Consider the following 23,902-nt stretch of genomic DNA (forward strand, 5'->3'; position numbering starts at 1 on the left):
GCATTTGAATAATTGAATTATAATAATAATTAAATAATTACGTTACTTTCTCAGTAATAATTTTATTTTTTATTTATAAACTTAAATCATCTAGTATGAAAAAAATTTTTGTATTACCTATCTTACTTCTTGCATTAAATATTTACGGGCAAAATGTTAACAGCGATACCAACACCAATCTGGTGAATAAGAAATGCAAACTTGCAGTATCATCAATTTACCTGGAAAACACCAGGATGATTATTTCTCAAAGCCTTGGAGATTTATTTGATTTTGATAAGTTTTCCTTTGCAGATAACAATATTCAAACAAGTAAGCATGACATGGGAGGGAGCAGCAGTTTCATGAATGTAACGCAAATTAACCTGGGGGCTGGGTTTTCACCCTATTGTAAAAAAATTGGCGATTACAACCGGAAAATGGAAATACGTTTTGGCTTTAACTTTGAAAGGGGCGACTGGGCAGCAGGAACAAAATCAATATCTGTTGTCAGTGCAGGAGATAATTTTATTTCACCTAGTGGAGTAATTAATTCCGATACCATCGATTTGACACAAATTCATAATTATTACACGATGAATGTTATCGGTATTGACATATCCTTTCTGGCACGTTCCAATCAGGAGAAAACGGTGAGTTTGTTTGCGGGTGCAGGCCTCAACGCAGGATTCTCAATTACTTCCCGTTATTTGACGATTACAAAAAACACCATTGACGTCATCTATTCCATGGATGGGTATGAAATAAATGGGAATGATTTCAATTATTTCAATCACGCAGAACAAACCGACAGAAACAGTAGCAATTCTGTAAAAAGCGTTTTAGTCAGGTTGTATGTCCCCTTTGGTGTTGATTTCCGTCTTTCGAAGAAGCATAAGGTATTTAATAAATTTCACCTCTACCTAAAAGGGCAACTGGGAGCCGATTATCAACAGCTCGTTGACGGAAGCGATAATTTTTTCAGACCTTCTGTGGGTATGGGTATGGGGTTGAAATACAGATTTTAACCTGATACCAAAGTATCAGTGGCCATCCTTTTTAGATGTTATAAATTTTTGAGGAAGTTTATTTGTTATTTACTTCCGGCTTTGTAACTTTTTTTGAAAACCATTCGCTGATATTGGTTGTTACCGTAAAAGTATTTGGTGCTGCAGCGAGATGGTATTTCGACCAGCAGTAGCTGATGTGAAATTTGTAAACATGTATGCCGCATCCAATGGAGAAACCAACAATGCCCTTTTTAAATTCGGTGCGCAATTCGGCACGCCTTTGATAATTGTAACCCAAGCTGATATAAAATCTTTTATGAGGATAAAACTCCAGTCCTAAAACAAAATGCCTCATCAGTTTGTCGGCAAAGACATCGAATTTCGACCTGGTAATTGTATCTCCCGAAACAGGGTCAACATTGGAAGATAAGGGATTGGTATATGTCAGATCAAATTTTTCCAGATGATTGTAAACGATGGAATACCTCAAAGGTAATTTGTTAAAGCGTTGCGACAAACCTATCTGTATTTCAAAGGGCAGGGGGTCAATAGAGCCTTTGATATAAGGCTTAAGCTGCCTGCCGATGTTTTTAAATATTACGCTGGCCATGAAGCCACTTTTTTCATGGAAATAAGAGCCGGCAACGTCCACAGCCATGCCAAAGGAGTTAAATTTTTCAAGGTGTGAATAAATAAATTTCAGGTTTGCTCCCAACAGGAAGTGTTTGTCAAGCTTTCGTCCCCATCCTATATTCAGGGCATATTCCCCGCCGCTGAAATTCCCATAGGTAAGTCCTGTTTCATCTGCTTCCAGAAAACGGCCATAGTTGATAAACTGCAGGGAAGAGGCAAAACTTCCGGCTTTTTTAAAAGTTTTAGAATAAGCCACCATGCCGTAATTCACATCCCCAAAATAATCAACAAAATTCAGCGACAATTGATTGTTGATATTCTCACCAATTACCGAAGGGTTGGCAATAGCCAGATTAATGTCGCCATCGCCGGCAGCCAGAAAATTTGTCCCAAGAGCCGCTATGCGGGCAGAAGCCGGCAGATTAAGAAACTCATAAGTATTGTTGCCCCCGGTTTGCGAAAATAAATTTCCGGAGATAAGCAAGGCTGAAAAAAGCAGTGTGAGTTTTTTCAAGGGGCTGGTTTATATTGCAGGCAAAGATAAATTTTTCTTTACAACTATTGCTTTTGAAAACGTGAGATTATTAAAAATATTGTGTTAATTTTGGGCTCATGCAAGTGGATGAATTGTTTATGAAACGCTGCCTTGAGCTGGCAGGGAATGGTATGGGAAATGTAGCTCCCAACCCTATGGTCGGTTGCGTGATTGTTCATAACGGCCTTATTATCGGGGAAGGCTACCATGCTGTTTTTGGCGGTACTCATGCCGAAGTGAATGCTGTTAATTCAGTCAGAAATACTGAATTACTACCTTTCAGTACTTTATATGTGAACCTGGAACCCTGCAGCCACTTTGGGAAAACGCCACCCTGTGCCGACTTCATCCTTGAGAAAGGTATTCGCCGTGTGGTAATTGGCACTGCTGACCCCTCTGAAAAAGTAGAAGGCAGGGGAATTGAAAAGATGAAAAGCGTAGGAGTGGAAATAAAACTCGGGGTATTGGATGAAGAATGCAGGGAATTGAACAAACGTTTTTTTACTTTTCACACGAAAAAACGCCCGTATGTTATATTGAAATGGGCTCAAACGCTTGACGGGTACATTGACAAAGACAGAAAAACCCTTGCACCGAAAATTAACTGGATAACGGATAAAAACACCCGCATGCTGGTGCACCGCTGGCGTTCGGAAGAACAGGCAATACTTACGGGCACAAAAACCGTATTGCTTGACAATCCGCAACTGACTGTCCGTGAATGGAGCGGAAATAATCCTTTACGGCTTGTTATAGATGAGAATCTTCTAGTAAATAAAAACTCTAAAGTTCTTGATAAAAGTGCTGATACAATAGTATTCAATTCTAAAAAAGACGAAATAATTGATAATGTGGAATGGCTTAAAATTGATTTTCACAACGAAATTATTACCCAGATTTTGTCAATTTTATTTAAAAGAGATATCCTTTCACTAATTGTTGAAGGCGGGAGAGAAACCCTGCAATCCTTCATTGACAATGGTTTTTGGGATGAAGCAAGGATATTTACGGGCAATTGTTTTTTCTTCGGCGGAGTCCGGGCTCCTGAGATAAAAGGAATACACCAAAATACCAGGAGTATTGGGGAGGATAAACTGAGTTTTATAAAAAACCAAGACATTTAAAATTTATTTTAATTGCTGTGAGATTAACTCCATATCTGTTGAAAATGGAATCATTGCTGTGCCCTTTGGTGCGCAGTTTGCCTGGTACAACTGGGAAGGGAATGAATATTTTATCAAAAGCAACGCTATTTTTAAGTCCTAAATGTAGAGTTGAAGATTTTGTGCGAAAAATAGGTGCCGCTTTCAAAAAAATCTATTAAATGCCTTGAAACTATGCATTGCAGTTTTTCTTATGTGATTTTCAACAAACCGGCACCTATTGGAGTCGTTCATGTTCTTCCATCTACTTTTTTTCTCCCAGTTTGAAAGCAATAGGGAGTGTCATTTCCATATCAATTGCAGCACCATTTTTTTTGCCGGGAATCCAGACAGGCATGATAGACACCACTCGCAATGCCTCCTGGTCAAGGAGTTCATGAACTTTTTCAGCCACTTTAATATTGTTAAGTTGGCCGGATGTAGAAACAGTAAAGTTCACCATTACTTTGCCTTCTATACCATTTTTTCTGCATTTTTCGGGATATTGCACATTGTCAATAATGAATTTTGTCAGCGCTTTCTGTCCTCCGGGAAATTGCGGCATTTCAATGTCTTCTGTGTCGTTTTCAACAATTTCTTTGTTTTTAGTGCTGTTTTGGCATGAAATGGATGCAATGGCAAAGAATGAGGCGGCAATCAACACCAAGGCAGTTATTATGAACGGCCTGTGTTTTTTAATGTTTTTTTTCATATTAAATGTTGTTTGGTTAATACAACTGCAATTTTCGGATTTATGCAAAACATATTTATGCATTTTAAGTTAATGGCAGGCAATAAAAAGTTTAAGGTGTTTTTTAGGAAGAGAACGGCTATGAAATTCATTATGTCTATTATATTCACTTTAAACAAGGCTGTAATTTTGACTACGCAACAAGCAAAATAAATGAAATTTTGACAGGAAATAATACTTTTTTATACTAAGGCACTACTTTTGACAGGGCCTGTATGTAGTTAAAAATGAAAATGATGAATTTCAATAATTTTACAATAAAGGCGCAGGAGTCCGTGCAGAAAGCACAGGAAATCGCTTCAGCATTTCAGCATCAGCAGATTGAAAATGCTCATTTGCTAAAAGGCATGCTTAGCGTGGATGAGAACGTGATACCCTATCTTCTTCAGAAACTAAATGTCAACATGCAGATTTTTACAAGGGCGCTTGAACAGATCATTGCATCATTTCCAAAAGTTGCCGGTGGCGAACAATATCTTTCACGTGATGCAAACCTTGCCATAACAAAAGCTTCTGATATAGCCAGAGAGTCAGGCGATGAATTTGTTACCATCGAACATCTGTTGCAGGGTATATTATCCTGCGATGATACGGCTGCACGATTACTCAAAGATAGCGGCGTAAATGCCAAAGACCTGCGGGTAGCTATCGACGGGCTTCGCAAAGGTTCAAAAGCGAATAGTCAGAGTGCTGAAGAAACCTATAATTCGCTGAATAAATATGCACGCAACCTTAATGATTTGGCTCGTTCAGGGAAACTTGACCCTGTGATTGGCCGTGATGATGAGATACGCAGAGTGCTGCAGATTTTGTCGCGAAGGACTAAAAATAACCCCATCCTTGTCGGAGAGCCTGGTGTTGGTAAAACAGCCATTGCTGAAGGTATTGCCCACCGAATTATCAGTGGCGACATACCGGAAAACCTGAAAAGCAAACAATTATATTCACTGGATATGGGTGCCCTGATAGCCGGTGCCAAATACAAAGGCGAATTTGAAGAACGCCTGAAAAGCGTGATTAAAGAAGTCATCTCTTCAGAAGGCGATATCATACTTTTTATAGATGAGATACATACTTTGGTAGGTGCCGGTGGCGGTGAAGGCGCTATGGATGCTGCCAATATACTGAAACCTGCGCTTTCACGGGGAGAATTACGCGCTATTGGTGCAACTACATTGAAGGAATACCAGAAATATTTTGAAAAGGACAAAGCTCTGGAGCGACGTTTCCAAATGGTGATGGTGGATGAACCGTCGGCAGCCGATTCTATTTCCATATTGCGCGGACTGAAATCCCGTTATGAAACGCATCACCAGGTGCGGATAAAAGACGAAGCCATCATTGCGGCTGTTGAGCTATCACAACGATATATTACTGAACGTTTTCTTCCCGACAAGGCTATAGATTTGATTGACGAAGCTGCGGCACGTTTGAGACTTGAGATAAACTCCGTTCCTGAAGAACTGGATGAAGTGGACCGCCGCATACGCCAGCTTGAGATTGAACGTGAAGCCATAAAACGTGAAAACGACAAAGAAAAACTGGAATCTCTGAATGCAGAGATTGCAGGGCTTAAAGAGGAACATAATAATCTGAAATCACGCTGGCAAATGGAAAAAGATATTGTGGAAGGCATTCAGCAGCAAAAAAAAGAGATAGAAAGTTATAAATTTGAAGCCGATGCCGCTGAACGAGACGGTAATTACGGTTTAGTTGCGGAACTTCGTTATGGAAAAATAAAACAGGCAGAGACAAAACTGGAAGAATTGAAAGCAAAACTCAATTCGTTGCAGTCTGCTTCAGCTATGATAAATGAAGAAGTGGACGCCGGGCAGATTGCAGAAATAGTGTCAAAATGGACAGGCATACCTGTGAGTAAGATGCTTGAAAGCGAAAAAGAAAAGCTATTGCATTTTGAAGATGAATTACATAAAAGGGTCGTAGGGCAGGAGGAAGCTATTATAGCTGTTTCTGATGCCATACGCCGCAGCCGTGCCGGACTGCAGGATGCAAGAAAGCCTATTGGCTCATTTTTGTTTCTTGGCACAACCGGAGTAGGTAAAACCGAATTAGCCAAAGCCCTTGCGGAGTATTTGTTTTCTGACGAAAATGCCATGGTGCGTATTGATATGTCTGAATATCAGGAACGGCATACCGTCTCGAGATTGGTTGGTGCGCCTCCGGGATACGTGGGCTATGAAGAAAGCGGCCAGCTTACCGAAGCAGTTAGAAGAAAACCTTATTCTGTAGTGCTTCTGGATGAAATTGAAAAAGCGCATCCGGATGTGTTTAATATTTTACTGCAAGTGCTCGACGACGGCAGGCTTACAGATAACAAAGGGAGAACTGCAGATTTTAAAAACACTATAATCATAATGACTTCCAACATCGGTTCGCATATCATACAGGAGAAATTTTCGGAACTGAACGAAAAGAATCGTGATATAATTATTAATGAAACGAAAAATCTTGTTTTCGGATTGCTGAAACAAACGATACGTCCGGAGTTCCTGAACCGCATTGACGAGGTCATTATGTTCAATCCCCTGACCAAAGATGAGATAAAACAAATAGTGGAACTGCAACTGGGCAATGTGCAGAAAATGCTTGCTCAGAATAGCATTACCCTTAAAGTTACTGAAACAGCTCTTGAAAAAATTGCTGAATTAGGCTACGATCCCAACTATGGCGCAAGGCCTGTAAAAAGGGTGATACAGCAAGAAGTAGTCAACAAGCTGGCAAAGCAGATAATTGCCGGTATGGTTAACAAAGGCAACGAAGTGGAATTGAGATTGAAAAAAGGCGAGTTTGAGTTTGTAAACTTGTAATCAATAATTGATTTTTTAAAATTAGTTTAGAACTTTCTCTTGAATTTGACATAAGCAAGGAATTTATTATAATAAAAATAATTTATGGTTGTTTATCTTTATCTGTAAAGTGGAATTTGTTTTGATTTATGTTTTTATTACGATTTATATAAATTTGTAACTTAGTCCCAAAACAAGTTAACTTGAGAGATAGATGAAAAAAGTCCTGCTTATAAGCACCAATACTGAGAAAGTTCCATACCCGGTTCCACCTATTGGTTTATGTATTGTGTCGCAGAGCATTTCAGTCAAGTATGAAGTGAAAGTTCATGACTGCATGGCTGATGACGGCAAGTTACTGCCCGATGTTGTTTCATCATTTAAGCCCGATTATATAGGTTGCAGTATCCGCAATGTTGATAATATGTCAGTGGAAGCGCCTGAATTTTTTCTTGATACGATAAAAGAAAAAATCATTACACCTGTTATAAACATAACTGATATTCCTGTGATACTCGGCGGAAGTGCATTCAGTATGTACCCATACGAAATGCTTGACTTTTTCGGATTGGATTACGGCATTTGCGGCGAAGGCGAAGAAAGTTTTTTACAGTTGCTTGAAGGGCTTGATAACAAAGAAGATGTAAGCAGGATAAAAGGAGTTATTTCAAGAGAATCGGAATCATTTAAGTCGAGGAAAAAAAATACTTCAGCATACCCTATTAAAAAGTATTATTCAGGCATTGAAAAGTTTATTGACTTTGGGTACTATCGTGAGCGGGGGGCATATTCAATACAGACCAAGCGGGGTTGTTGCCACCAATGCATCTATTGCACATACCCTTTGATAGAAGGGAAGCATTTCAGGATACGCAGGCCTGATGAAATTGCAGAAGAAATAAAGCACGTTTCTGAGAGTCTTGGCGATGTGTATTTTGAGTTTGTTGATTCCACTTTTAACGACCCTGCAGGGCATGCAGAAAGCATTTGTCGCGAAATTATTAATAGAAACCTAAAGGTACGACTTCGCACCATGGGCATCAATCCTGCCAATACTAGTGGAGAACTTTTTGCGCTGATGAAGCAGGCGGGTTTTGTTCAGATTGATGTAACACCAGACAGTGCTTCTCCATTGATGCTGAAGAACCTTAGAAAGAACTTCAGCCAGGTGCAGTTGCAAAAAACAGCCGAACTCCTCAGGCAGTCCGGTTTGCCTGTGATGTGGTTCTTTGTTTTCGGAGGCCCGGGAGAAACCTGTAAGACAATTGATGAAACTTTTGACTTTATTGAAAAGTATGTTTCGAAAGAAGATCTGGTGCATATTAGCACAAGCCTGAGGATTTATCCGGGTACAAGGCTCTGCAGCATCGCCATGGAAGAGAAACTTATCAGCCCGGAAGATAGTTTACTACGACCTGTTTTTTATACATCCGATAAATTCCCGCTTGAAGAACTCTATAACTACCTTAAAGAAAAACAAGGGAGAAAACACAATGTATTATTCTCTTCGGAAACAAAACCACCACCTGACATGCTTCAGGAAGCAATTACATTAAGAAAAGAACAGAGTCTCTCAGAGCCAATGTTCCGAACACTTCTGAGGATCAGAAAAAAATGGATGGAAGAAGGGCGTTTGTAATTTGTTTGTTTTTTTTATATATTTGTGTTTGTATAATAGTATAATTTTCAAAATGTTTACAAAAAAAAGGAGATTATATGAAATTATTTTTATTCATGTTATTTTTTGTTTTTATTCAATTAAAACTGTCAGCACAATGTGCAAATCCTGCAAACATTTATTCATTCAGTTACGGTGGAAAAAATTATGAATTGGTTAAAGAAGAGAAAACATGGTCCGATGCCGCTTCATGTGCTGTTGAAAGAGGAGGTGTTCTGGTAGAAATAAACGACCTGGCAGAACAGACAGCGGTTTACAATGGCATTGTCAGCTCAGGTATTGCCAACAACTATAAACCTGTTATGGATGGAGGCGGCACTTCATATGTATGGATTGGTGCTACGGACAAAGCAACAGAAGGTACCTGGTTGTGGGACGGCAATGGTGATGATTCCGGAGTGACCTTCTGGACAGGGCAGGGGGCTGCAGGAGCAAATAATGGAGCAACTGTCGGTGGTGCCTATGTGAACTGGGGTGGAACTTCAACAGCGGTATATAAAGAACCTGATGACTTTTCCTCGAACCAGGATGGCGCAGCCATAGCACTGACCGGCTGGCCTTACGGATCAACATCGTTGGGTATTACGGGCGAATGGAATGATATTAGCGTTACCAATACCATTTATTACATTATCGAATTTGAAACGTCCGGAATTGGCGGAAATAACGAAATCAACGGAGGATTTGTCCTGACACCAAACCCATGCAACGAAACAATACAAATTGATGGCCCCAAAACAGTTAAGAACCTGAAGGTATATAATTTTAATGGAGCATTGGTATTACAGAAAGAAAACTTGTCAGGCAGCAAAATACATATTAATACAACTCCCTTAAAGCCGGGGCAATATATTTTACTTATTGAATGCGAAAAAAGAAGCTATTATTCATTGCCGTTTGTCAGAAAATAATATCAGGCGGATAAAAAGTAAAAAGCCTGGATAAAAATTATCCGGGCTTTTTACTTTTTTCCAAAATGCATTTTACATTTTAATAAACTTTGAAGCAAGGGATTTACCTTCAGTTAGAATTTTTATAAGATATGCTCCTTTTTGCAGGCCTGATATGTCAATTTCAATTGTATTTATGCTGCTTAATGAAAGTTCGTTTTTCTCCATCACTTTTTTTCCAGTGATATCCGTAATAATAAATGATAAAGGTCTCCCTTCTTTCAGGTCAAAACCGATTCTTACCAGCTCAGATGCAGGGTTTGGGCAAATACTCAATTCGTTCGTTTCCGATAATTTACATATACCCGCCGGAAGTGTTGTTGCGTATTTAACTTTAATTACACTCGTGAAGGCAGAGTTCATATTTACTTCTGCTATAGGTGAGCCAATTCCTTTTGCATAATAAAGATACTGATAAGTATATGCAAAATCAGCGTAATCAAAATTGGTATTGGTATCAGCCGGTGGAATAAAGGCTTCAGCCTGTGTGCGGGTTTGTTTTACTCTCAGTACATCATAGGTTCCGTTAGGTGTTGTTAATGTGCCCCATCCATCAACTTCAAGGTCAATAATAACTTTTGAAGCGATTACGAGTGCCGGGGGGCCTGTAAGCAAAATGTGAGATTTTGTGCTGTCGTTATAGTTGAATCCTAATGCGTAATTGGCACTCATAACTTCAAGAGGATTTGATAAGTTTGGAGTAAAGTATTGCAGGGGGCCGTGGGTAAGATGTGAAAAATAACTTGTATCCATAATTACTCCGGCTTTGCTTAATGTCATTCCGGTTGCACTGGAATTAAAATATGACCATTGCCAAACACTGGTATCTCCAAAAATTGTAAATGCTTTCCAAAACATGGCAACATTGCATGAGGTTTGAAAAGATGGAAAGGGGGTATTTGCCGGGTCTTTATAATTAATATTTAGGGTGTCATTTATATGTGATGCAGCCCCGTTTAAATTATATACTCCATTTGGGCCAGGGGTTCCAATTGTTATAAGCGGAGTTAAAGTTGTCCCCGATTCGTCGTCAGCAACGCAATATTTAACACTAAGTCCGGCATAAGGAAAATCCCCTGCTCCCAGAGTAATCTGTGCTTCAACATCATTTATAAACGGAAACACAAGAATTAAAATAATAAGTAATTTTCTTTTCATCACTAATAAATTTAAGTTAATAAAAATGTTATATTATTTTAAGCATAAAAATAATAAAAAATATTACTTAAGTCAATAAATTTTTAAGTTAATTTTTGTTGCTAAAAAAGCTAAAATTAACCTTGCCATAATTGCGATGCTGGGAAAAAGACGTGTGTAAAGAAAAATCAATATTTTTCGGGTGCTCAATGATGAGCAACCCATCAGGGAAGAGTAGATTTTTTGAAAAAATTAAATCAGGTATAGAGTGAATGTTATTCAGGTCATAAGGAGGGTCTGCAAAAATCACATCAAATTTTTTATTGCTGTGGTTGATAAATGAAAATACATCGTTGCGGTATGCTCTCAGGTTTTCAATTTTTAGTTCCTGGCACGTTCTGATGATAAATGATACACATTTGTGGTTCATGTCAATAGCTGTTACTTCAGAACAGCCCCGTGACACAAATTCGAATGAAATACTTCCTGTCCCGGCAAAGAGGTCAAGGATTTTTAAGTTATCAAAATCAATAAGGTTATTAAGAACATTAAAAAGACTCTCTTTTGCAAGGTCGGTTGTCGGCCTAACAGGAAGGTTTGCAGGCGGATGCAACTTTCTGCCACCAAGATACCCACTTATAATTCGCATAAAATACGGCTATAAAGATAATAAAGCCTGTGCGGTTCAATATCCTGCAAAATATAACTGTTGGAAATTTGCACAGGTGGTTTAACAAAGTCAATGTTGCGAATGTACTTAAATGAAATATCGTAAAGTTGCGAATCTCTTAAGATGTCACCCGAAAAATAAATGCCTTGTTGTTCAGGGTTTAATTTCATTTGGTTAAAGACAAATAATACAAAATATGCAAAGTCTTCAGCAGTCTTGTATGAGAAAGTATTATAAAATGTCAGTTTGTTATATTCAACAACTACTATATCAAAAAAAGAAGGATGTACATTGACATAAACAATTTTTTGTGCTATGTCTGATTTGCTTGTAATAAGCATTGATTCTATTAACGAAGAAGCGTGGTGATGTACCTGTAGCTTTCCAGGAAGAGAAAGGTTGGATAAAATATCTGGATAAGAAAAAATATTGAAAGTGCCAGTATTTTTCATTTTATCACAAAGTATTTTATCTCCTTCATTTATGTTTTGATTAAAGCGGAGGTACGCACTTTGCTCGCTTGTTTCATATAATGCTGATGGAACTAGCGTGGCTTGCTGCGTTTCCCATATTAGAAACGCATTATTGTATGTGTTATGAAGCAGGGTGTTTTCTGAAATGAAGTTCTTTAATTTTTCGTGGTAAAGGTTAGCACCGCCCAATGGTGTAAATTGTTTTTGTGCAAAAGCAATAAACTTGTTGTTTTCAGGGTCAAAAACAAGTATTTGAAAAGAGTTCTTGTTTAATCCCAGCAAGAGTTGGTAACTTTCAGTGGGGAGTGTGCTGAAGCCTGCGTCGGTTTTCATTGTCAACTGATTAAACTCGCTTTCCATGTTCCCTGAATTTTAAAAATTATCTCTCCAGTCGCTCTTGCGTGTCAGTTTAAGGTCTTTAAGCATAGAGGACTTAATACGAATGGTAAAATTATAACTTTTCCTGAATCCGTAAGGTATCCATTCCATAAACATCTCCCAGCAATGCAAGTCGCGGTGTATAGTAAAAGATGTATAGGCGAATTCTTTGGAAATGAAGTCGTAACCTGTGGTAAATGATACTTTCCACTTAGGTGTAATGTAGAATTCCCCATTTATCATGGCTGTGAGAATTGTATCAGGAATGTATTTAATATCAGCGTAGTCGAAACGGCTGGAATAGCTAAAATTGAGGCTGAGATTAACATTCCATTTGTTTTGAAATATGGGCTTTTTCTCTCCTGTTATATCTTTTTTTTGAAAATCCATATCGTTAAGAGAATAAGATAATCCTATCATCCATGCGGAATTTTGTCTTCTGAACAAGCGGTGGTTCACTTTCAGTTCATATTGGTTCAGCCGGTTGCCATTAGAATCAATAACATAAGGGTCCCAAGCTCCGTTGAAGGAAATGTCAACTCGTTTAAAAAGCCTGGTTCGCAGGTTGAGCGAGAGGTAGTCCCATCGTAATGAGTCTTTGGCAAAATCATAACCGGTTCCAATATTAAAATAATCAATCAGAACTACTTTTTTGGTGCCGCTCACGGTATCTTTTTTGGAAGCCACTTTCATTTCAAGGTTATTGTTCAGGTTAAGTGTGAGCTTTGCCGAAAGGCCATCAGGGGGCGTACCATAAATTCCATTTTGAAAAATGGAATAACGAATCATTCTCCCTGAGGAATCAACCTGAGCATAGCGATAATACCCCCAAAATTTTGATCCAAAATCAGGATGATAAACAAACCCTAAAGTAGGTGTTAACACGTGTCGTATTGCTTTAAGCGCACCCTTCTTAAACTGATACATCCCATAAATTTTTGTTGTGAGCTGTGAAGAATAATTGAACTCATGGACTGCATAAAAGCGTTTGCTTGTGTCGCTTCTGATAAAAGAACTTGCTGTGTCGTTATACCATTGCTTCTGAATTGACTGAAAATACCATCGTTCATTTATGTTGATGGCATTGGTCCAGTTTAAATGTTTCAGTATTTTGATATTGCTTCTGATAGGTATGGTATGCTGAATGCCATTTTGCATCTTGTCGAAAGTTGCCATAGTGAGTAAAGCGGTGTCAATGGTGTTGATGAAATTTTGCGCATTGAGGTTGTATGAGATGTTTATATTTTCGTACCATTTAAGTGCTCCTGCAGGTTTTTTTCTCCTGAATGGATATAGGGTATTCACAGAAAAATTTACCTGGGGAAGCCAGAGTTGTAATTCTCTGGTTTGAACATTTTGTTTACTTCCCAGATTGAGTGAGACATTTGCAGCCCCCTGGAAGAGGCTTACCTGATATGCAACACTCGATTCAAAAGTATTGGAGAGATAATCGCTTGTTGAGGATGGATTGTATTTATAGAAGGAATTGCTGGCAGCTTTTACCTGAGCAGAGAAACTGCTGTTGGGCCTTGCTTTTGGATCTTGCTTGTGCATCCATTCGATAGAAAAATCTTTGTATTTGTTGTAGTCAGGCAAGAATTTTTCACTTATGACGTTTTCAGCATAAGAAACCTGAATATGACCATCGTAACGGTAACGTTTTTTATAATTTGATGATGCATAAACTGCCCAACTGCCCCTTGTATAAATGTCGCCCTGCAGTGTAAGGTCAATATAGTCATTAATACCCCAATAATATCCGCCACGCTCGAAATAGAAACCACGGTTGGCTGATTCGCCCCATGTAGGTATAATAATTCCTGATATACGCCCTTTTTTGTTGGGGAAAAAACCAAAAGGCAGCACCAGGGGAGTTGGAACACCTTCAATTTCCATGTAAGCAGGGCCGGAGACAAACTTATCGTCTGGTATCATGCGGGCTTTGCCAAAACGTATTTGATAATGAGGATGTTCAAGGTCGCAGGTAGTATAAGAACCATTTTTGAAATTTGCTGTGTTGTCAGGAAAACGCTTGACAATTTTCCCATGAAGATAACTATCGCCTTCGTTGGTGAAAATATCTTTCACTAATCCTTTCTTAGTGTCAAAATTGTATGAAATGGTTTTGGATGTGAATGAGCTGGCTCCCTGAATATATTCAGGCCTCCCGTTTTCTTTCCCAGTTGAATCGGGAAGACCCTCAGCAAAGAGCTGATTCGTATTGAAGTCAATCTCAACATAATCCGAATTTAGTGTGATGTCTTCATATATAATCACAGCTTTCCCGAACAAATATGCCATATTTTTATCGAGATTAAACCGGACAGAGTCATCAGACTGATAATCTATCTTTGATGAAATGGCATCGGGCGAAATTTGTTTGCGTAAATCATTTATGGAATCATTCTTGATAGTATCAGATACTGCGGGGATACTGTCAGTCGTTATGTTTATAATGGTGTCCTGAGCTTTTAAGGATGAAAAAAATAAAAATAAAGGTATGAAAGCAATAGTTCCAGCAAATTTACTCCTCGTTAATAATTTCGTTAACAATTTCTTGATATTTCTAAATTTCTCAGTAAAAAAGGGCATAATTTTGTTGCGGGAAATACCTTATTTATTGGCAAAACTAATTAAAATAAATTACTCAGATGAAACGTATTAATTTATTTTTTGTTATACTGGTGTTCATGTTTTTGGGCAACTCCAGCAGTTCTGTCAATACCAGCGTGATTAAAATAAAAAAGATTGTCATTGATGCAGGCCACGGAGGTCAGGATCCTGGTGCTGTTGGAAAAAAATCCAAAGAAAAAGATATCACTCTTAAGGTAGCTCTAAAACTTGGCGGCTATATTAAAAAGTCCTTTCCCGAAATTGATGTTGTTTATACCCGGAAAACAGATGTGTTTGTTGAACTATACAACAGAGCAAAGATTGCCAATGATAATAAAGCTAATTTATTTATATCTATTCACTGCAATGCTTCAAAAAATCCAGAGGCGCATGGTTCTGAAACATGGGTAATGGGCATTAACAAAAGTCAGGCAAATTTGGAAGTAGCTAAAAAGGAAAATGCTGCCATCCTTTTTGAAGAAGATTATTCGGAGCAATATGATGGCTTTGACCCATATTCCACAGAAGCAAGCATTATATTTTCCTTGTATCAAAATGCCTACCTTGAACAAAGCCTCAAACTGGCAAGTTTTATACAAAAACAATTCACAACAAAAGCGGGAAGAATTGACCGTGGCGTGAAACAGGCAGGCTTTCTTGTGCTGTATAAAACATACATGCCGGCGGCACTTGTTGAGATAGGTTTTATTTCAAACCCTCAGGAAGAAGAATTAATTATGTCTGAAGCTGGACAGGATATTATCGCCTCAGCTATTTACAGGTCATTTAAAGAATACAAATACCTCGTTGAAGGAGTTGCAGGAGCAATGAATGATGACGAAGAGACTAATAATGTTGAGATATCAATCCCAAAAGATACGGGCACTAATAAGATTGTTACCGATACTCTCAAAACACAAACAGTAGCGGTGAAAGAAAATGTTGTTTGTTTCAGTGTACAGTTTTTAACAGCTCCACACAGAAGAAATGATATCACCGCCGATTACAAAGGGTTAAAAGATGTTAAATTTTACCTTCAGAACAACACATATAAATATACTTGCGGAGATTTTAAAACCCTCAAAGAAGCCGCTGATTATCAGCAAGTAGTTCATGAAAAGGGATTTAAAGATGCTTTTGTGGTGGCTTTTTTAAATGGAAAGAGAATTTCTCCGTCTGAGGCATTAAAATTTTTACACCAATAAAAAATATTTATATTTGCATCAAAAAAGCAGATTTTGAAAGCTTCAAAGGAAATTAAAATTGCCATTGTTTTTATTGTGGGAATGGCACTACTCTATTGGGGAATTAATTTTCTTAAAGGAAGGGATATTTTCAATAAAGAAAGAGTTTTCTATGCCGTTTATCCTCAGATTAACGGTTTGGTTAAAGCCAATCCCGTATTGCTGAACGGTTTCAGAATTGGGCAGGTAAAAGATATTTACGTTCACCCTGATAATTCAGGAAAGATAATAGTTGAATTTTCTGTTACCAATAATGATGTTCAGGTTCCTATAAATTCTGTTGCAAAACTTTATAGTTCGGGCTTATTATCTTCCATGGCTATTGAATTAAAGATAGGTAATTCAACTATCATGGCGGAAGATGGAGACACCCTTAACACTTATGTTCAGGCAACCCTCACAGAAGAAGTAAATGTTCAATTTCAGCCCATTAAACAAAAGTTTGAAACTGTAATGCTTTCAATTGACTCGGTATTAGTAATTATCAGAAGTGTATTTAATGAAAATACACGCCGTAACCTTGAACAAAGTTTTGAAAGCATCAGGCTTACCATTAATAATTTAGAACACACTACTTATAACCTTGACACGCTTCTAAGTTCACAGCGTGGAAATTTAGCGAGTATCATTCGTAGTGTTGAGTCTATTTCTAATAATATCAAAAACAATAATGATAAAATAACCAATATTATTAATAATTTTTCCAATATTACAGATACCATTGCTAAGTCGAACATTGCGAGTGCCATTGATAATGCAGATAAATCTCTGAAACAATTTTCTGATATTATGGAAAAAATTAACAGGGGAGAAGGCAGCCTTGGTATGCTCGTGAACAACGATAGTCTTTACAATAACCTGAATAATTCATCAAAGGAACTCAACGAACTTATTGAAGATATAAAACTGAATCCTCGCAGGTATCTTAATTTCTCAGTATTTGGGCCCAGCAAAAAGACTAACGAATATAAGCCTAACGATTAAAAAAAAGGCTCTTCCTTTTTAGAAAACAGGTATTAGTTTTTTGGAATAATAATTATCTTAGTTACTGCATTAACAGAAGGTAAAGATGCTTTGACCGTGTACACTCCAGCATCGAGGCCAGAAACATTAATATAATTTCCGTTTGTATTGATTAATTCTTTTATTAACATTCCCGTTGTGTTGTAAATTTCAATTTTGTCAAACATAATATTACAATTGCAGGAAATTGAAAAATATTCTGTTACAGGGTTGGGAAAAGTTTTTATCTGTAACGACTCTTTAATTTTTTCAATGCCTGCTGTTGGTCCCCATATACTTAATACCCAATCGGGATGGTCAATAAAAGGGTTGCGGTTGTTTTGTATTGTGTAAATTGCATTGTTTCTATTTATTTCTTTCTCGCTAACCGTATCATCGCTATGCCAGTTTAATAACATATTAATAGCCCAGGTTTTTGGCTCAGCTCCTGTAACCATATCGCTTCCTGGCCAACCAGAATCTTCAGTATAATAGCGAACAGCCATATAAAAATATGTACGAGCCAGGTCCCCTTTATATTCATCAATAGGTTCAAAAACAGTTCCAAAATAGCCAGGGTTATTACATGTTCCTGTTTTGCTTCCGTTTAAGGATGTCCAACTGCTTGTACCCACATTTCCATAAGGAAGGTTCCCTCTTTTGTTGTTTACATAGCCATCTGTTGGATAAATTTGAAACAAGTCGCTGTTCATAGGGGAGGTGTCACCAAACCAGCTTACAGGAAAAGAGTGTTCTCTGTTGTAACAGTCACCTTCTGTGCTGTAACCACCACATTGATCGGAAATAAAAGTATATTCATAAGGCGGTGTACCTCCCGGAACATCTGAGTAAATATCCCATACCTTGCCATTGGGTTTGTCATCGGTAGTCTGAAAAGCTGTCCACAAATCAGAATAGTTAATAACAGTATGATTTTTAATAATATTGTGCAAAGCAGTTTTTAAAGGATTTCCCGAAAAACCGGCCGCATTGTCATAATACCCGGGTGGTGGCTGTGTGTATGCATTAATGAATAATAAAGACAAGAGCAGTATTTCAATAAAAAACTTTTTCATCTTTGTTAATTAAGATAATAATGCAAAATTACTATATTTTAATTCTTTGAGCGCGGCTGAATCAAAAAACGTATTTTTGTTTACACTGAAACGTATCATAGCTTTCATGAAGATAATTTTCAATGTATTAAGGTATTTTGGCCTCGACTGGTTCATTATTGCACTGGCAGCCATGATAACACTTGCATTTTTCTTTCCATTAGTCGGCGCAAAGGATTCTGCAATACCCTTAACGCACATTGCAACATATGGAGTGTCCTTGATATTTTTCTTTTATGGCCTGGGGCTGAATATGCAGAAACTTGTAAAAGGCTTAAGCAACTGGAAACTACATTTGTTCACACAGTTGTCAACCTTTATTTTGTTTCCGATAATAGTAATTTGCGCAAAAATTATTGCAGGAGGTCAGGGGCAAGAGATGCTTTGGCTCGGGATATTTTTTCTGGCATGCCTGCCATCCACGGTTTCCTCTGCAGTGGTTATGGTTTCTATAGCCAAAGGCAATGTTACGGCTGCCATTTTTAATGCAAGCATATCTACCTTGATAGGCGTGTTTCTCACTCCATTCTTCATCGGTTTATACATGAGCAATGCAACTGTAGATGTTGACTACAGGACAATTTTGCTAAAATTAACTTTGCAGGTTGTGCTTCCTGTTATTCTTGGTATGCTGCTCAACAGGCATTTTGGCAAGTGGGCATTCAAGAATCGCCCCAAACTTCGATATTTCGACCAGAGCGTTATATTGCTGATTATATACACCTCTTTCTGTGAATCATTTAGCCAAAAGGTTTTTGAAGGCTATTCTGTATTATTAATACTTGAACTTATGGCCACCGTCATTTTCTTATTTTATGTTGTTTATGGTATCACTTACCTTATTGCCAGGGCTTTTAAATTTAGTTATGCCGACACCATCACTCACATGTTTTGCAGTTCCACCAAATCTCTTGTACACGCAAGTGTGATTTCTAAAATATTATTTGCCAGTAGTCCATATATAGGTATTATTCTGCTTCCAATTATGATGTATCATCCCTTGCAACTCTTGTTTATCAGTATATTTGCGAGAAAAGAAGCAAGAAAAAAGAAGGAAAAAAAAGTTTAGAATTTTTTTTAATTATAATTTTTTTTGTTTTATTCTTTAATAAAACACAAGTAGATGAAATTTCTTTGTGATTTTTTTAATGTTTTTTTATTTAAACTATTCATGCGAATCAAGGGTTAAAAAATTAAATAAAAGCAGCGGACTGACCAAGTGAATAAATGTCTCTGATAATCTATTGATTCTATTATTAAACGCTGCGTATGATGGCAGTTTAGGAAAACACGACTGCAAATAGTTATCAGCAAACTGATAAATCTGGTTACATTTAAAACGTTCTTCCTTGTATATGGTATAAAGATAAATCGTCATGGTTTCTTGATCTGTAATTTCTGGTTCGCTATTATTACTGTGTCGTTGACAATGATATTTTAAATCTTTCTCAAATTTTCCTCAGATGATAAAATAAATTTCTATTAATTTTACTTCATTATTCTTGATAATCATATCTTAGTTGGTTTAGTGGAATATTCTTCTAAGAATATTGGTTATCAGGATATTATAAGATTATTATTTTTATAATTTACTAACAATCTGATAATTAATAACCTTGTGCTTTTTCATTTAAACCTTGATTCGCACAATTTTTATTAAGCAGGGTTGAAAATTTTTTAAAATATTTAACTATGAGCAGAGGATTTGTTAAAGAAGATGACCAGGAAGATATTCCGCTGGTGCCGCCAAGAGCTTATTTGCCAGAAGGAGTGACAAACTATGTGACTCAGGTAGGAATGAAGGAACTATTAGCAGAAAAACAAAAAATGATATATGAAAAAGATAATCTGAACATTTCAAATGAAAATGAAAAAAGGATAGCGAAGAACTATATAAATGCAAAATTAATCCTACTGAATAACAGAATCAATTCAGCAAAAATTGTTTATTTAAATGACCAACAGAAAAATGAGATAAGATTCGGGGCAACAGTAACTCTAAAAACTGAAGCAACTAATAAGGTTCAGACTTTTCAAATAGTTGGCGTTGATGAAGCAAATATTTCTAAAGGCAAACTTTCATTTATATCACCTTTAGCAAAAGTATTGTTGAATAAAAAAACCGGGGATTTTGCCATTTTAAAATTAGCCAGGGAAGAGCGCGTTTTTAAAATTATTAATATCTGTTATGAAACAGGTAATTTGATTTCGAAAAAAAATAAAAAAATCAGAAAGCCCTGACTTGTAAAACAAAAAAATAGTATTTATTTCGGAGGCTTTCAAAGAAATGAGATATCAACCTTTATGCAATATGCCCATGAATAAAATGCATCATTAGCAATCAATAAAATAAATATTTTTGCCTCATAATTTATTATTATCATGCCTGATTCACTTCGTATTGCTGCTGTTTCATACACTAATACCTTTCCTTTTGTTTACGGAATAGAGCATTCAGCACTGCTTAAGGATTACCATCTGGCTCTCCTGCCCCCTGCTCAATGTGCTTCGGTATTTGAATCCGGGAAAGCAGATATTGCATTAGTGCCTTCAGGAGCTTTGCCCGGATTAAAAGATTATAACATCATAAGTCCATACTGCATTGGAGCACATAATGAAGTAAAAACCGTTTTATTGCTCAGCCATAAAAAAATTGAAGATATTAAATCAGTAGGGCTGGATACTGAATCAGGAACTTCGGTTTTGCTGGTTAAAGTCCTTGCCAAAAACTTTTGGGGCATAAAACCCGCTTGGGAACATGTAAATATTCCTGAAGATTACAAACAAGCCGGAACAGATGCTTTGGTAGTGATAGGTGACAAAGCCGTAGAGCTCTCTTCACACTTTTCTTATCAAGCCGACTTTGCCGCCGAATGGAAACGTTTTACCAAGCTACCTTTTGTTTTTGCTGTATGGATTTGCAGAAACCATGTTTCAGAGAAAGAAATATCCTTGTTTAATTCCGCACTGCAATACGGCCTTGAGCATATACCTCAAGTTATAAAAAAATACAAAAACCAAGGTGCCCCAAGGCTTGACAAGGAAGCATATTTCCGCGAAAACATTGATTTTCATTTCGATGAGGTAAAGAAAACTTCCTTGCAAAAATTTCTTACTTTTATCGCCGATTTGGATTAAAAACAACGTGCATGACAAACCACAGCAAAGCAAGCAAGCTGAGCCATGAAAAAACCGCACACCTCTTTCCTGCTTTTGTCCCTGAATACTTAGGCATTGAAACAGCTGTGATAGAAAGTACAGGCACAGATTTCCATTCATATCTTGAAAATGCTTCCTGCATCACTGGTAATAACCTTAGTGCATTCGACATATTAAAATATAATTTTCTTGATAACCGGCTTAAGTCGCAATATATCACCTATATCATCAGTTGCTGCATCTCCGACATCCTGCATGCACACAGGCAAATTTCCTCTTTTGTTGCCTCATACAGCATGGGCATTTATGCAGCTTTATACCATTGCCGTTCTATTGACTTCGGCACAGGACTGAAACTGATAAAATATGCCTTCGAAATCATTGAAGACAATCTTCCTGACGGAGCATTTTCTATGTGTGCCATTGGAGGGTTAGGCAGGCAAGACATCATCACACTCACCAAGCCTTTTAAAGAAAATGTGTTTATCATAAACCAAAACAGCGAATTTTCATTTTTGCTTTCAGGCAGACACACAGCACTTGAAAGCATTCTTAAAGAAGCCACTGCCACAGGCGCCATGCAAACACGCATGCTGCCCGTAGCTCATCCCTACCATACCCGGTTTATGAAAAAAGCAGCTCAGGAATTTGAAAAGAAGATTAAAGAACTGAAAATTGCCGGCTGCGGCCTTACCTATGTGTCAAGCATTAACCAGCAAATCATCAGTACCGAAAAAGAAGTGGCTTCAGAGCTGGTAAACAACCTGCAGCAGAGTTTCGATTGGTATAAAACATTTAGTTTTATGTTAAAAAACGGCATTACTAGTTTCATAGAATGTGGTGCAGGAGAAAGCTTGTACCGTATGGGGAAATTTATTGAAGGAGATTTTAAAATTTACAGCTTAAAAAAATTTCGACAACTATGGTAAGCTCTAAAGAAGAAATATTGGATTTTATGCGCCTTTACCCTTTGTTTTTTATTGCAACCATTGATAAAGAACAGCCGAGAGTACGCGGTATCATGATGCACAAAACCGATGATAAAGGTATTGTTTTCACTACGGGAAAAAATAAAGACTTTTACAAACAACTTATTGCCAATCCAAAGGTGGAGCTTTGCTTTTACAGCGAAAACACACAGGTGCGTATTACAGGCACTGCCATAGAAATAGATGAAGAAATCTCTTTGAAACAGGAAATCGTCAGTTCACGCCCATTTATGCTTTCGTGGATAGAAGCGGTAGGTTACGACATCATGGGGTTATTCCGTATCTACGAATGCAAAGCCACCTGCTGGAGCCTTGATATGCCCCTGGCACGCAAGCGTTACATCACACTGTTTGAATAGATTTTATTACCTACTTTTGCAATAAATTTACAAGATTGAACTTTCAGGAATTCGGATTCGATAGACGCCTTCTGGATGCCATTGACAGCATGGGTTATGAGCAACCCACTCCCATACAAGAAAAAGCCATCCCTCTTATCATGCAGGGAAGGGACATGATAGGCTCCGCACAAACAGGAACAGGAAAAACAGCAGCTTTTCTGCTGCCTTTAATACACAAAATATTAATCTCAGGTAAAAGAGACTGTATAAAAGCCCTGATAATTGTCCCCACACGCGAACTTGCCATGCAAATTGATCAGCAGATGGAAGGGTTTTCCTATTTTACTGAAGTAAGTTCTTTGGCTGTGTACGGCGGCACCGATGGTTTTTCATTTGACAGGGAGAAAACCTCTTTCACAGAAGGTACAGATGTTATTATTTGTACTCCGGGACGTATGATAGCGCACTTAAATCAGGGGTATGTCAATCTTAATGAACTGAAGACGCTTATCCTCGACGAAGCAGACCGCATGCTCGATATGGGATTCTATGATGACATTATGCAAATCATTTCCTATATCCCTAAAGAGCGTCAGAATCTGATGTTTTCAGCCACCATGCCGGATGAGATACGCATACTCGCCAGGAAAATACTTGTCAACCCTACTGAGATAAACATCGCCCTTGCCAAACCTTCTGAAAATGTCCTGCAACTGGCTTATGTCGTGTATGGCCATCAGAAAATTTCCATGGTCAAGCATCTGCTCGGTGCATCAAAAACGAAAACCGTGCTGATTTTTTGTTCAACGAAAATCAGCGCTAAACAACTCAGCAGAGAGTTGAAACAAAAAGGTCTGCAGGTGGAAGATATTCATTCGGATCTGGAACAAAAAGAACGGGAGCAGGTGCTTCTGGATTTTCGCAACCGTAAGCTGCATATTCTCGTAGCTACCGACATATTGTCACGCGGTATTGATGTCGAAGATATTGACATGGTGATAAATTTTGATGTACCTCACGACGGAGAGGATTACATACACCGCATTGGGCGAACTGCCCGTGCTGATGCAGACGGTATAGCTGTAACGCTTATCAGCCCCGAGGAACAGCAAAAATTTTCTTTAATTGAAAAACTTCTCGGCAATGAAGTGCACAAAGCTAAGGTCCCCGGACAATACGGAGAAACACCTGAATACCAGCCATTGAAACATTTCGGACAAAAAAAATCTCACATACACAGCCGCACGGGAAGCAAAAAACGAAAAATGTAAAGTATTTCTTGGTAGAAATTTATTT

General features: G+C 37.8%; 20 protein-coding genes. 13 read left to right on the forward strand and 7 right to left on the reverse strand.

All coding sequences use genetic code 11. The annotated features are described in order from the left end of the window. Nucleotides 1-95 precede the first annotated feature (95 nt). On the forward strand, nucleotides 96-1,007 hold the full coding sequence (locus tag M0R16_08095; GenBank protein ID MCK9612849.1) for a hypothetical protein: 912 nt from the start codon (nucleotides 96-98) through the stop codon (nucleotides 1,005-1,007). A 58-nt stretch (nucleotides 1,008-1,065) separates the two neighbouring features. Here M0R16_08095 and porQ read toward each other — a convergent pair whose 3' ends face one another. Next, the gene (porQ, locus tag M0R16_08100) at nucleotides 1,066-2,136 is read right to left on the reverse strand and encodes a type IX secretion system protein PorQ (GenBank protein ID MCK9612850.1); all 1,071 of its coding nucleotides are present in this window, start codon (nucleotides 2,134-2,136) and stop codon (nucleotides 1,066-1,068) included. Nucleotides 2,137-2,255: 119 nt separating this feature from the next. Here porQ and ribD point away from each other — a divergent pair, with 119 nt between their 5' ends. Then, nucleotides 2,256-3,281, forward strand: a complete 1,026-nt coding sequence (gene ribD / locus M0R16_08105; GenBank protein MCK9612851.1) for a bifunctional diaminohydroxyphosphoribosylaminopyrimidine deaminase/5-amino-6-(5-phosphoribosylamino)uracil reductase RibD — start codon at nucleotides 2,256-2,258, stop codon at nucleotides 3,279-3,281. 283 nt (nucleotides 3,282-3,564) lie between these two features. Here the strand turns inward: ribD and M0R16_08110 are convergent, their stop codons facing one another. Beyond that, complete coding sequence (locus M0R16_08110; protein ID MCK9612852.1) at nucleotides 3,565-4,011, reverse strand: energy transducer TonB; 447 nt, start codon at nucleotides 4,009-4,011, stop codon at nucleotides 3,565-3,567. Nucleotides 4,012-4,286: 275 nt separating this feature from the next. Here M0R16_08110 and clpB point away from each other — a divergent pair, with 275 nt between their 5' ends. The 3 genes from clpB (at nucleotide 4,287) to M0R16_08125 (ending at nucleotide 9,446) form a co-directional block, all read left to right on the forward strand. Continuing rightward, nucleotides 4,287-6,878 carry an ATP-dependent chaperone ClpB gene (gene clpB / locus M0R16_08115; protein MCK9612853.1) on the forward strand — a complete coding sequence of 864 codons (2,592 nt, stop codon included), beginning with the start codon at nucleotides 4,287-4,289 and terminating at the stop codon, nucleotides 6,876-6,878. 193 nt (nucleotides 6,879-7,071) lie between these two features. Beyond that, complete coding sequence (locus M0R16_08120; GenBank protein ID MCK9612854.1) at nucleotides 7,072-8,496, forward strand: radical SAM protein; 1,425 nt, start codon at nucleotides 7,072-7,074, stop codon at nucleotides 8,494-8,496. Nucleotides 8,497-8,573: 77 nt separating this feature from the next. Beyond that, complete coding sequence (locus M0R16_08125; GenBank protein ID MCK9612855.1) at nucleotides 8,574-9,446, forward strand: T9SS type A sorting domain-containing protein; 873 nt, start codon at nucleotides 8,574-8,576, stop codon at nucleotides 9,444-9,446. A gap of 72 nt (nucleotides 9,447-9,518) precedes the next feature. On the opposite strand, the gene M0R16_08130 is transcribed toward M0R16_08125, so the two are convergent. From M0R16_08130 to M0R16_08145, 4 genes are all read right to left on the reverse strand, one after another. Further along, a complete protein-coding gene (locus M0R16_08130; protein ID MCK9612856.1) occupies nucleotides 9,519-10,643 on the reverse strand; it encodes a T9SS type A sorting domain-containing protein in 1,125 nt (374 codons plus the stop codon). 88 nt (nucleotides 10,644-10,731) lie between these two features. After that, on the reverse strand, nucleotides 10,732-11,271 hold the full coding sequence (gene rsmD, locus M0R16_08135) for a 16S rRNA (guanine(966)-N(2))-methyltransferase RsmD (GenBank protein ID MCK9612857.1): 540 nt from the start codon (nucleotides 11,269-11,271) through the stop codon (nucleotides 10,732-10,734). Continuing rightward, nucleotides 11,259-12,125: a DUF3822 family protein gene (locus M0R16_08140; protein MCK9612858.1), complete on the reverse strand. Its 867-nt coding sequence runs from the start codon at nucleotides 12,123-12,125 to the stop codon at nucleotides 11,259-11,261. Before M0R16_08140 ends, rsmD begins: the two co-directional genes overlap by 13 nt. Before the next feature lie 12 nt (nucleotides 12,126-12,137). Then, complete coding sequence (locus M0R16_08145; protein MCK9612859.1) at nucleotides 12,138-14,735, reverse strand: hypothetical protein; 2,598 nt, start codon at nucleotides 14,733-14,735, stop codon at nucleotides 12,138-12,140. A gap of 59 nt (nucleotides 14,736-14,794) precedes the next feature. On the opposite strand from M0R16_08145, the gene M0R16_08150 reads away from it, so the two are divergent. Both M0R16_08150 and M0R16_08155 read left to right on the forward strand, forming a co-directional pair. Beyond that, a complete protein-coding gene (locus tag M0R16_08150) occupies nucleotides 14,795-15,961 on the forward strand; it encodes an N-acetylmuramoyl-L-alanine amidase (protein ID MCK9612860.1) in 1,167 nt (388 codons plus the stop codon). A 33-nt stretch (nucleotides 15,962-15,994) separates the two neighbouring features. Continuing rightward, complete coding sequence (locus M0R16_08155; GenBank protein ID MCK9612861.1) at nucleotides 15,995-16,984, forward strand: MlaD family protein; 990 nt, start codon at nucleotides 15,995-15,997, stop codon at nucleotides 16,982-16,984. A gap of 32 nt (nucleotides 16,985-17,016) precedes the next feature. On the opposite strand, the gene M0R16_08160 is transcribed toward M0R16_08155, so the two are convergent. After that, nucleotides 17,017-18,078, reverse strand: coding sequence for an endonuclease (locus tag M0R16_08160; protein ID MCK9612862.1), 1,062 nt, complete (start codon nucleotides 18,076-18,078; stop codon nucleotides 17,017-17,019). Between the two features lie 76 nt (nucleotides 18,079-18,154). On the opposite strand from M0R16_08160, the gene M0R16_08165 reads away from it, so the two are divergent. The 6 genes from M0R16_08165 (at nucleotide 18,155) to M0R16_08190 (ending at nucleotide 23,877) form a co-directional block, all read left to right on the forward strand. Next, nucleotides 18,155-19,186 (forward strand): bile acid:sodium symporter, encoded by a 1,032-nt coding sequence (locus M0R16_08165; protein MCK9612863.1) that lies wholly within the window; start codon nucleotides 18,155-18,157, stop codon nucleotides 19,184-19,186. Between the two features lie 623 nt (nucleotides 19,187-19,809). Then, nucleotides 19,810-20,358 carry a GreA/GreB family elongation factor gene (locus M0R16_08170; GenBank protein MCK9612864.1) on the forward strand — a complete coding sequence of 183 codons (549 nt, stop codon included), beginning with the start codon at nucleotides 19,810-19,812 and terminating at the stop codon, nucleotides 20,356-20,358. A gap of 141 nt (nucleotides 20,359-20,499) precedes the next feature. After that, entirely contained in the window at nucleotides 20,500-21,255 is a 756-nt protein-coding gene (locus M0R16_08175; GenBank protein MCK9612865.1) for a menaquinone biosynthesis protein, read from the forward strand. Between the two features lie 11 nt (nucleotides 21,256-21,266). Then, a complete protein-coding gene (locus M0R16_08180; protein ID MCK9612866.1) occupies nucleotides 21,267-22,205 on the forward strand; it encodes a hypothetical protein in 939 nt (312 codons plus the stop codon). Next, the gene (locus M0R16_08185) at nucleotides 22,199-22,624 is read left to right on the forward strand and encodes a pyridoxamine 5'-phosphate oxidase family protein (protein ID MCK9612867.1); all 426 of its coding nucleotides are present in this window, start codon (nucleotides 22,199-22,201) and stop codon (nucleotides 22,622-22,624) included. The genes M0R16_08180 and M0R16_08185 overlap by 7 nt, the downstream gene beginning before the upstream one ends. Before the next feature lie 35 nt (nucleotides 22,625-22,659). Then, entirely contained in the window at nucleotides 22,660-23,877 is a 1,218-nt protein-coding gene (locus M0R16_08190; GenBank protein MCK9612868.1) for a DEAD/DEAH box helicase, read from the forward strand. The last annotated feature ends 25 nt before the right edge of the window (nucleotides 23,878-23,902 follow it).

This window comes from Bacteroidales bacterium (assembly GCA_023228145.1).
In the GTDB taxonomy this organism is placed as follows: domain Bacteria; phylum Bacteroidota; class Bacteroidia; order Bacteroidales; family CAIWKO01; genus CAIWKO01.

Coding starts and splice junctions, on each gene's coding strand:
- M0R16_08095 (MCK9612849.1), top strand. CDS start 96: ATGAAAAAAATTTTTGTATTACCTATCTTACTTCTTGCATTAAATATT.
- ribD (MCK9612851.1), top strand. CDS start 2,256: ATGAAACGCTGCCTTGAGCTGGCAGGGAATGGTATGGGAAATGTAGCT.
- M0R16_08110 (MCK9612852.1), bottom strand. CDS start 4,011: ATGAAAAAAAACATTAAAAAACACAGGCCGTTCATAATAACTGCCTTG.
- clpB (MCK9612853.1), top strand. CDS start 4,287: ATGAATTTCAATAATTTTACAATAAAGGCGCAGGAGTCCGTGCAGAAA.
- M0R16_08120 (MCK9612854.1), top strand. CDS start 7,072: ATGAAAAAAGTCCTGCTTATAAGCACCAATACTGAGAAAGTTCCATAC.
- M0R16_08125 (MCK9612855.1), top strand. CDS start 8,574: ATGAAATTATTTTTATTCATGTTATTTTTTGTTTTTATTCAATTAAAA.
- M0R16_08130 (MCK9612856.1), bottom strand. CDS start 10,643: ATGAAAAGAAAATTACTTATTATTTTAATTCTTGTGTTTCCGTTTATA.
- rsmD (MCK9612857.1), bottom strand. CDS start 11,271: ATGCGAATTATAAGTGGGTATCTTGGTGGCAGAAAGTTGCATCCGCCT.
- M0R16_08140 (MCK9612858.1), bottom strand. CDS start 12,125: ATGGAAAGCGAGTTTAATCAGTTGACAATGAAAACCGACGCAGGCTTC.
- M0R16_08145 (MCK9612859.1), bottom strand. CDS start 14,735: ATGCCCTTTTTTACTGAGAAATTTAGAAATATCAAGAAATTGTTAACG.
- M0R16_08150 (MCK9612860.1), top strand. CDS start 14,795: ATGAAACGTATTAATTTATTTTTTGTTATACTGGTGTTCATGTTTTTG.
- M0R16_08160 (MCK9612862.1), bottom strand. CDS start 18,078: ATGAAAAAGTTTTTTATTGAAATACTGCTCTTGTCTTTATTATTCATT.
- M0R16_08170 (MCK9612864.1), top strand. CDS start 19,810: ATGAGCAGAGGATTTGTTAAAGAAGATGACCAGGAAGATATTCCGCTG.
- M0R16_08175 (MCK9612865.1), top strand. CDS start 20,500: ATGCCTGATTCACTTCGTATTGCTGCTGTTTCATACACTAATACCTTT.
- M0R16_08180 (MCK9612866.1), top strand. CDS start 21,267: ATGACAAACCACAGCAAAGCAAGCAAGCTGAGCCATGAAAAAACCGCA.
- M0R16_08185 (MCK9612867.1), top strand. CDS start 22,199: ATGGTAAGCTCTAAAGAAGAAATATTGGATTTTATGCGCCTTTACCCT.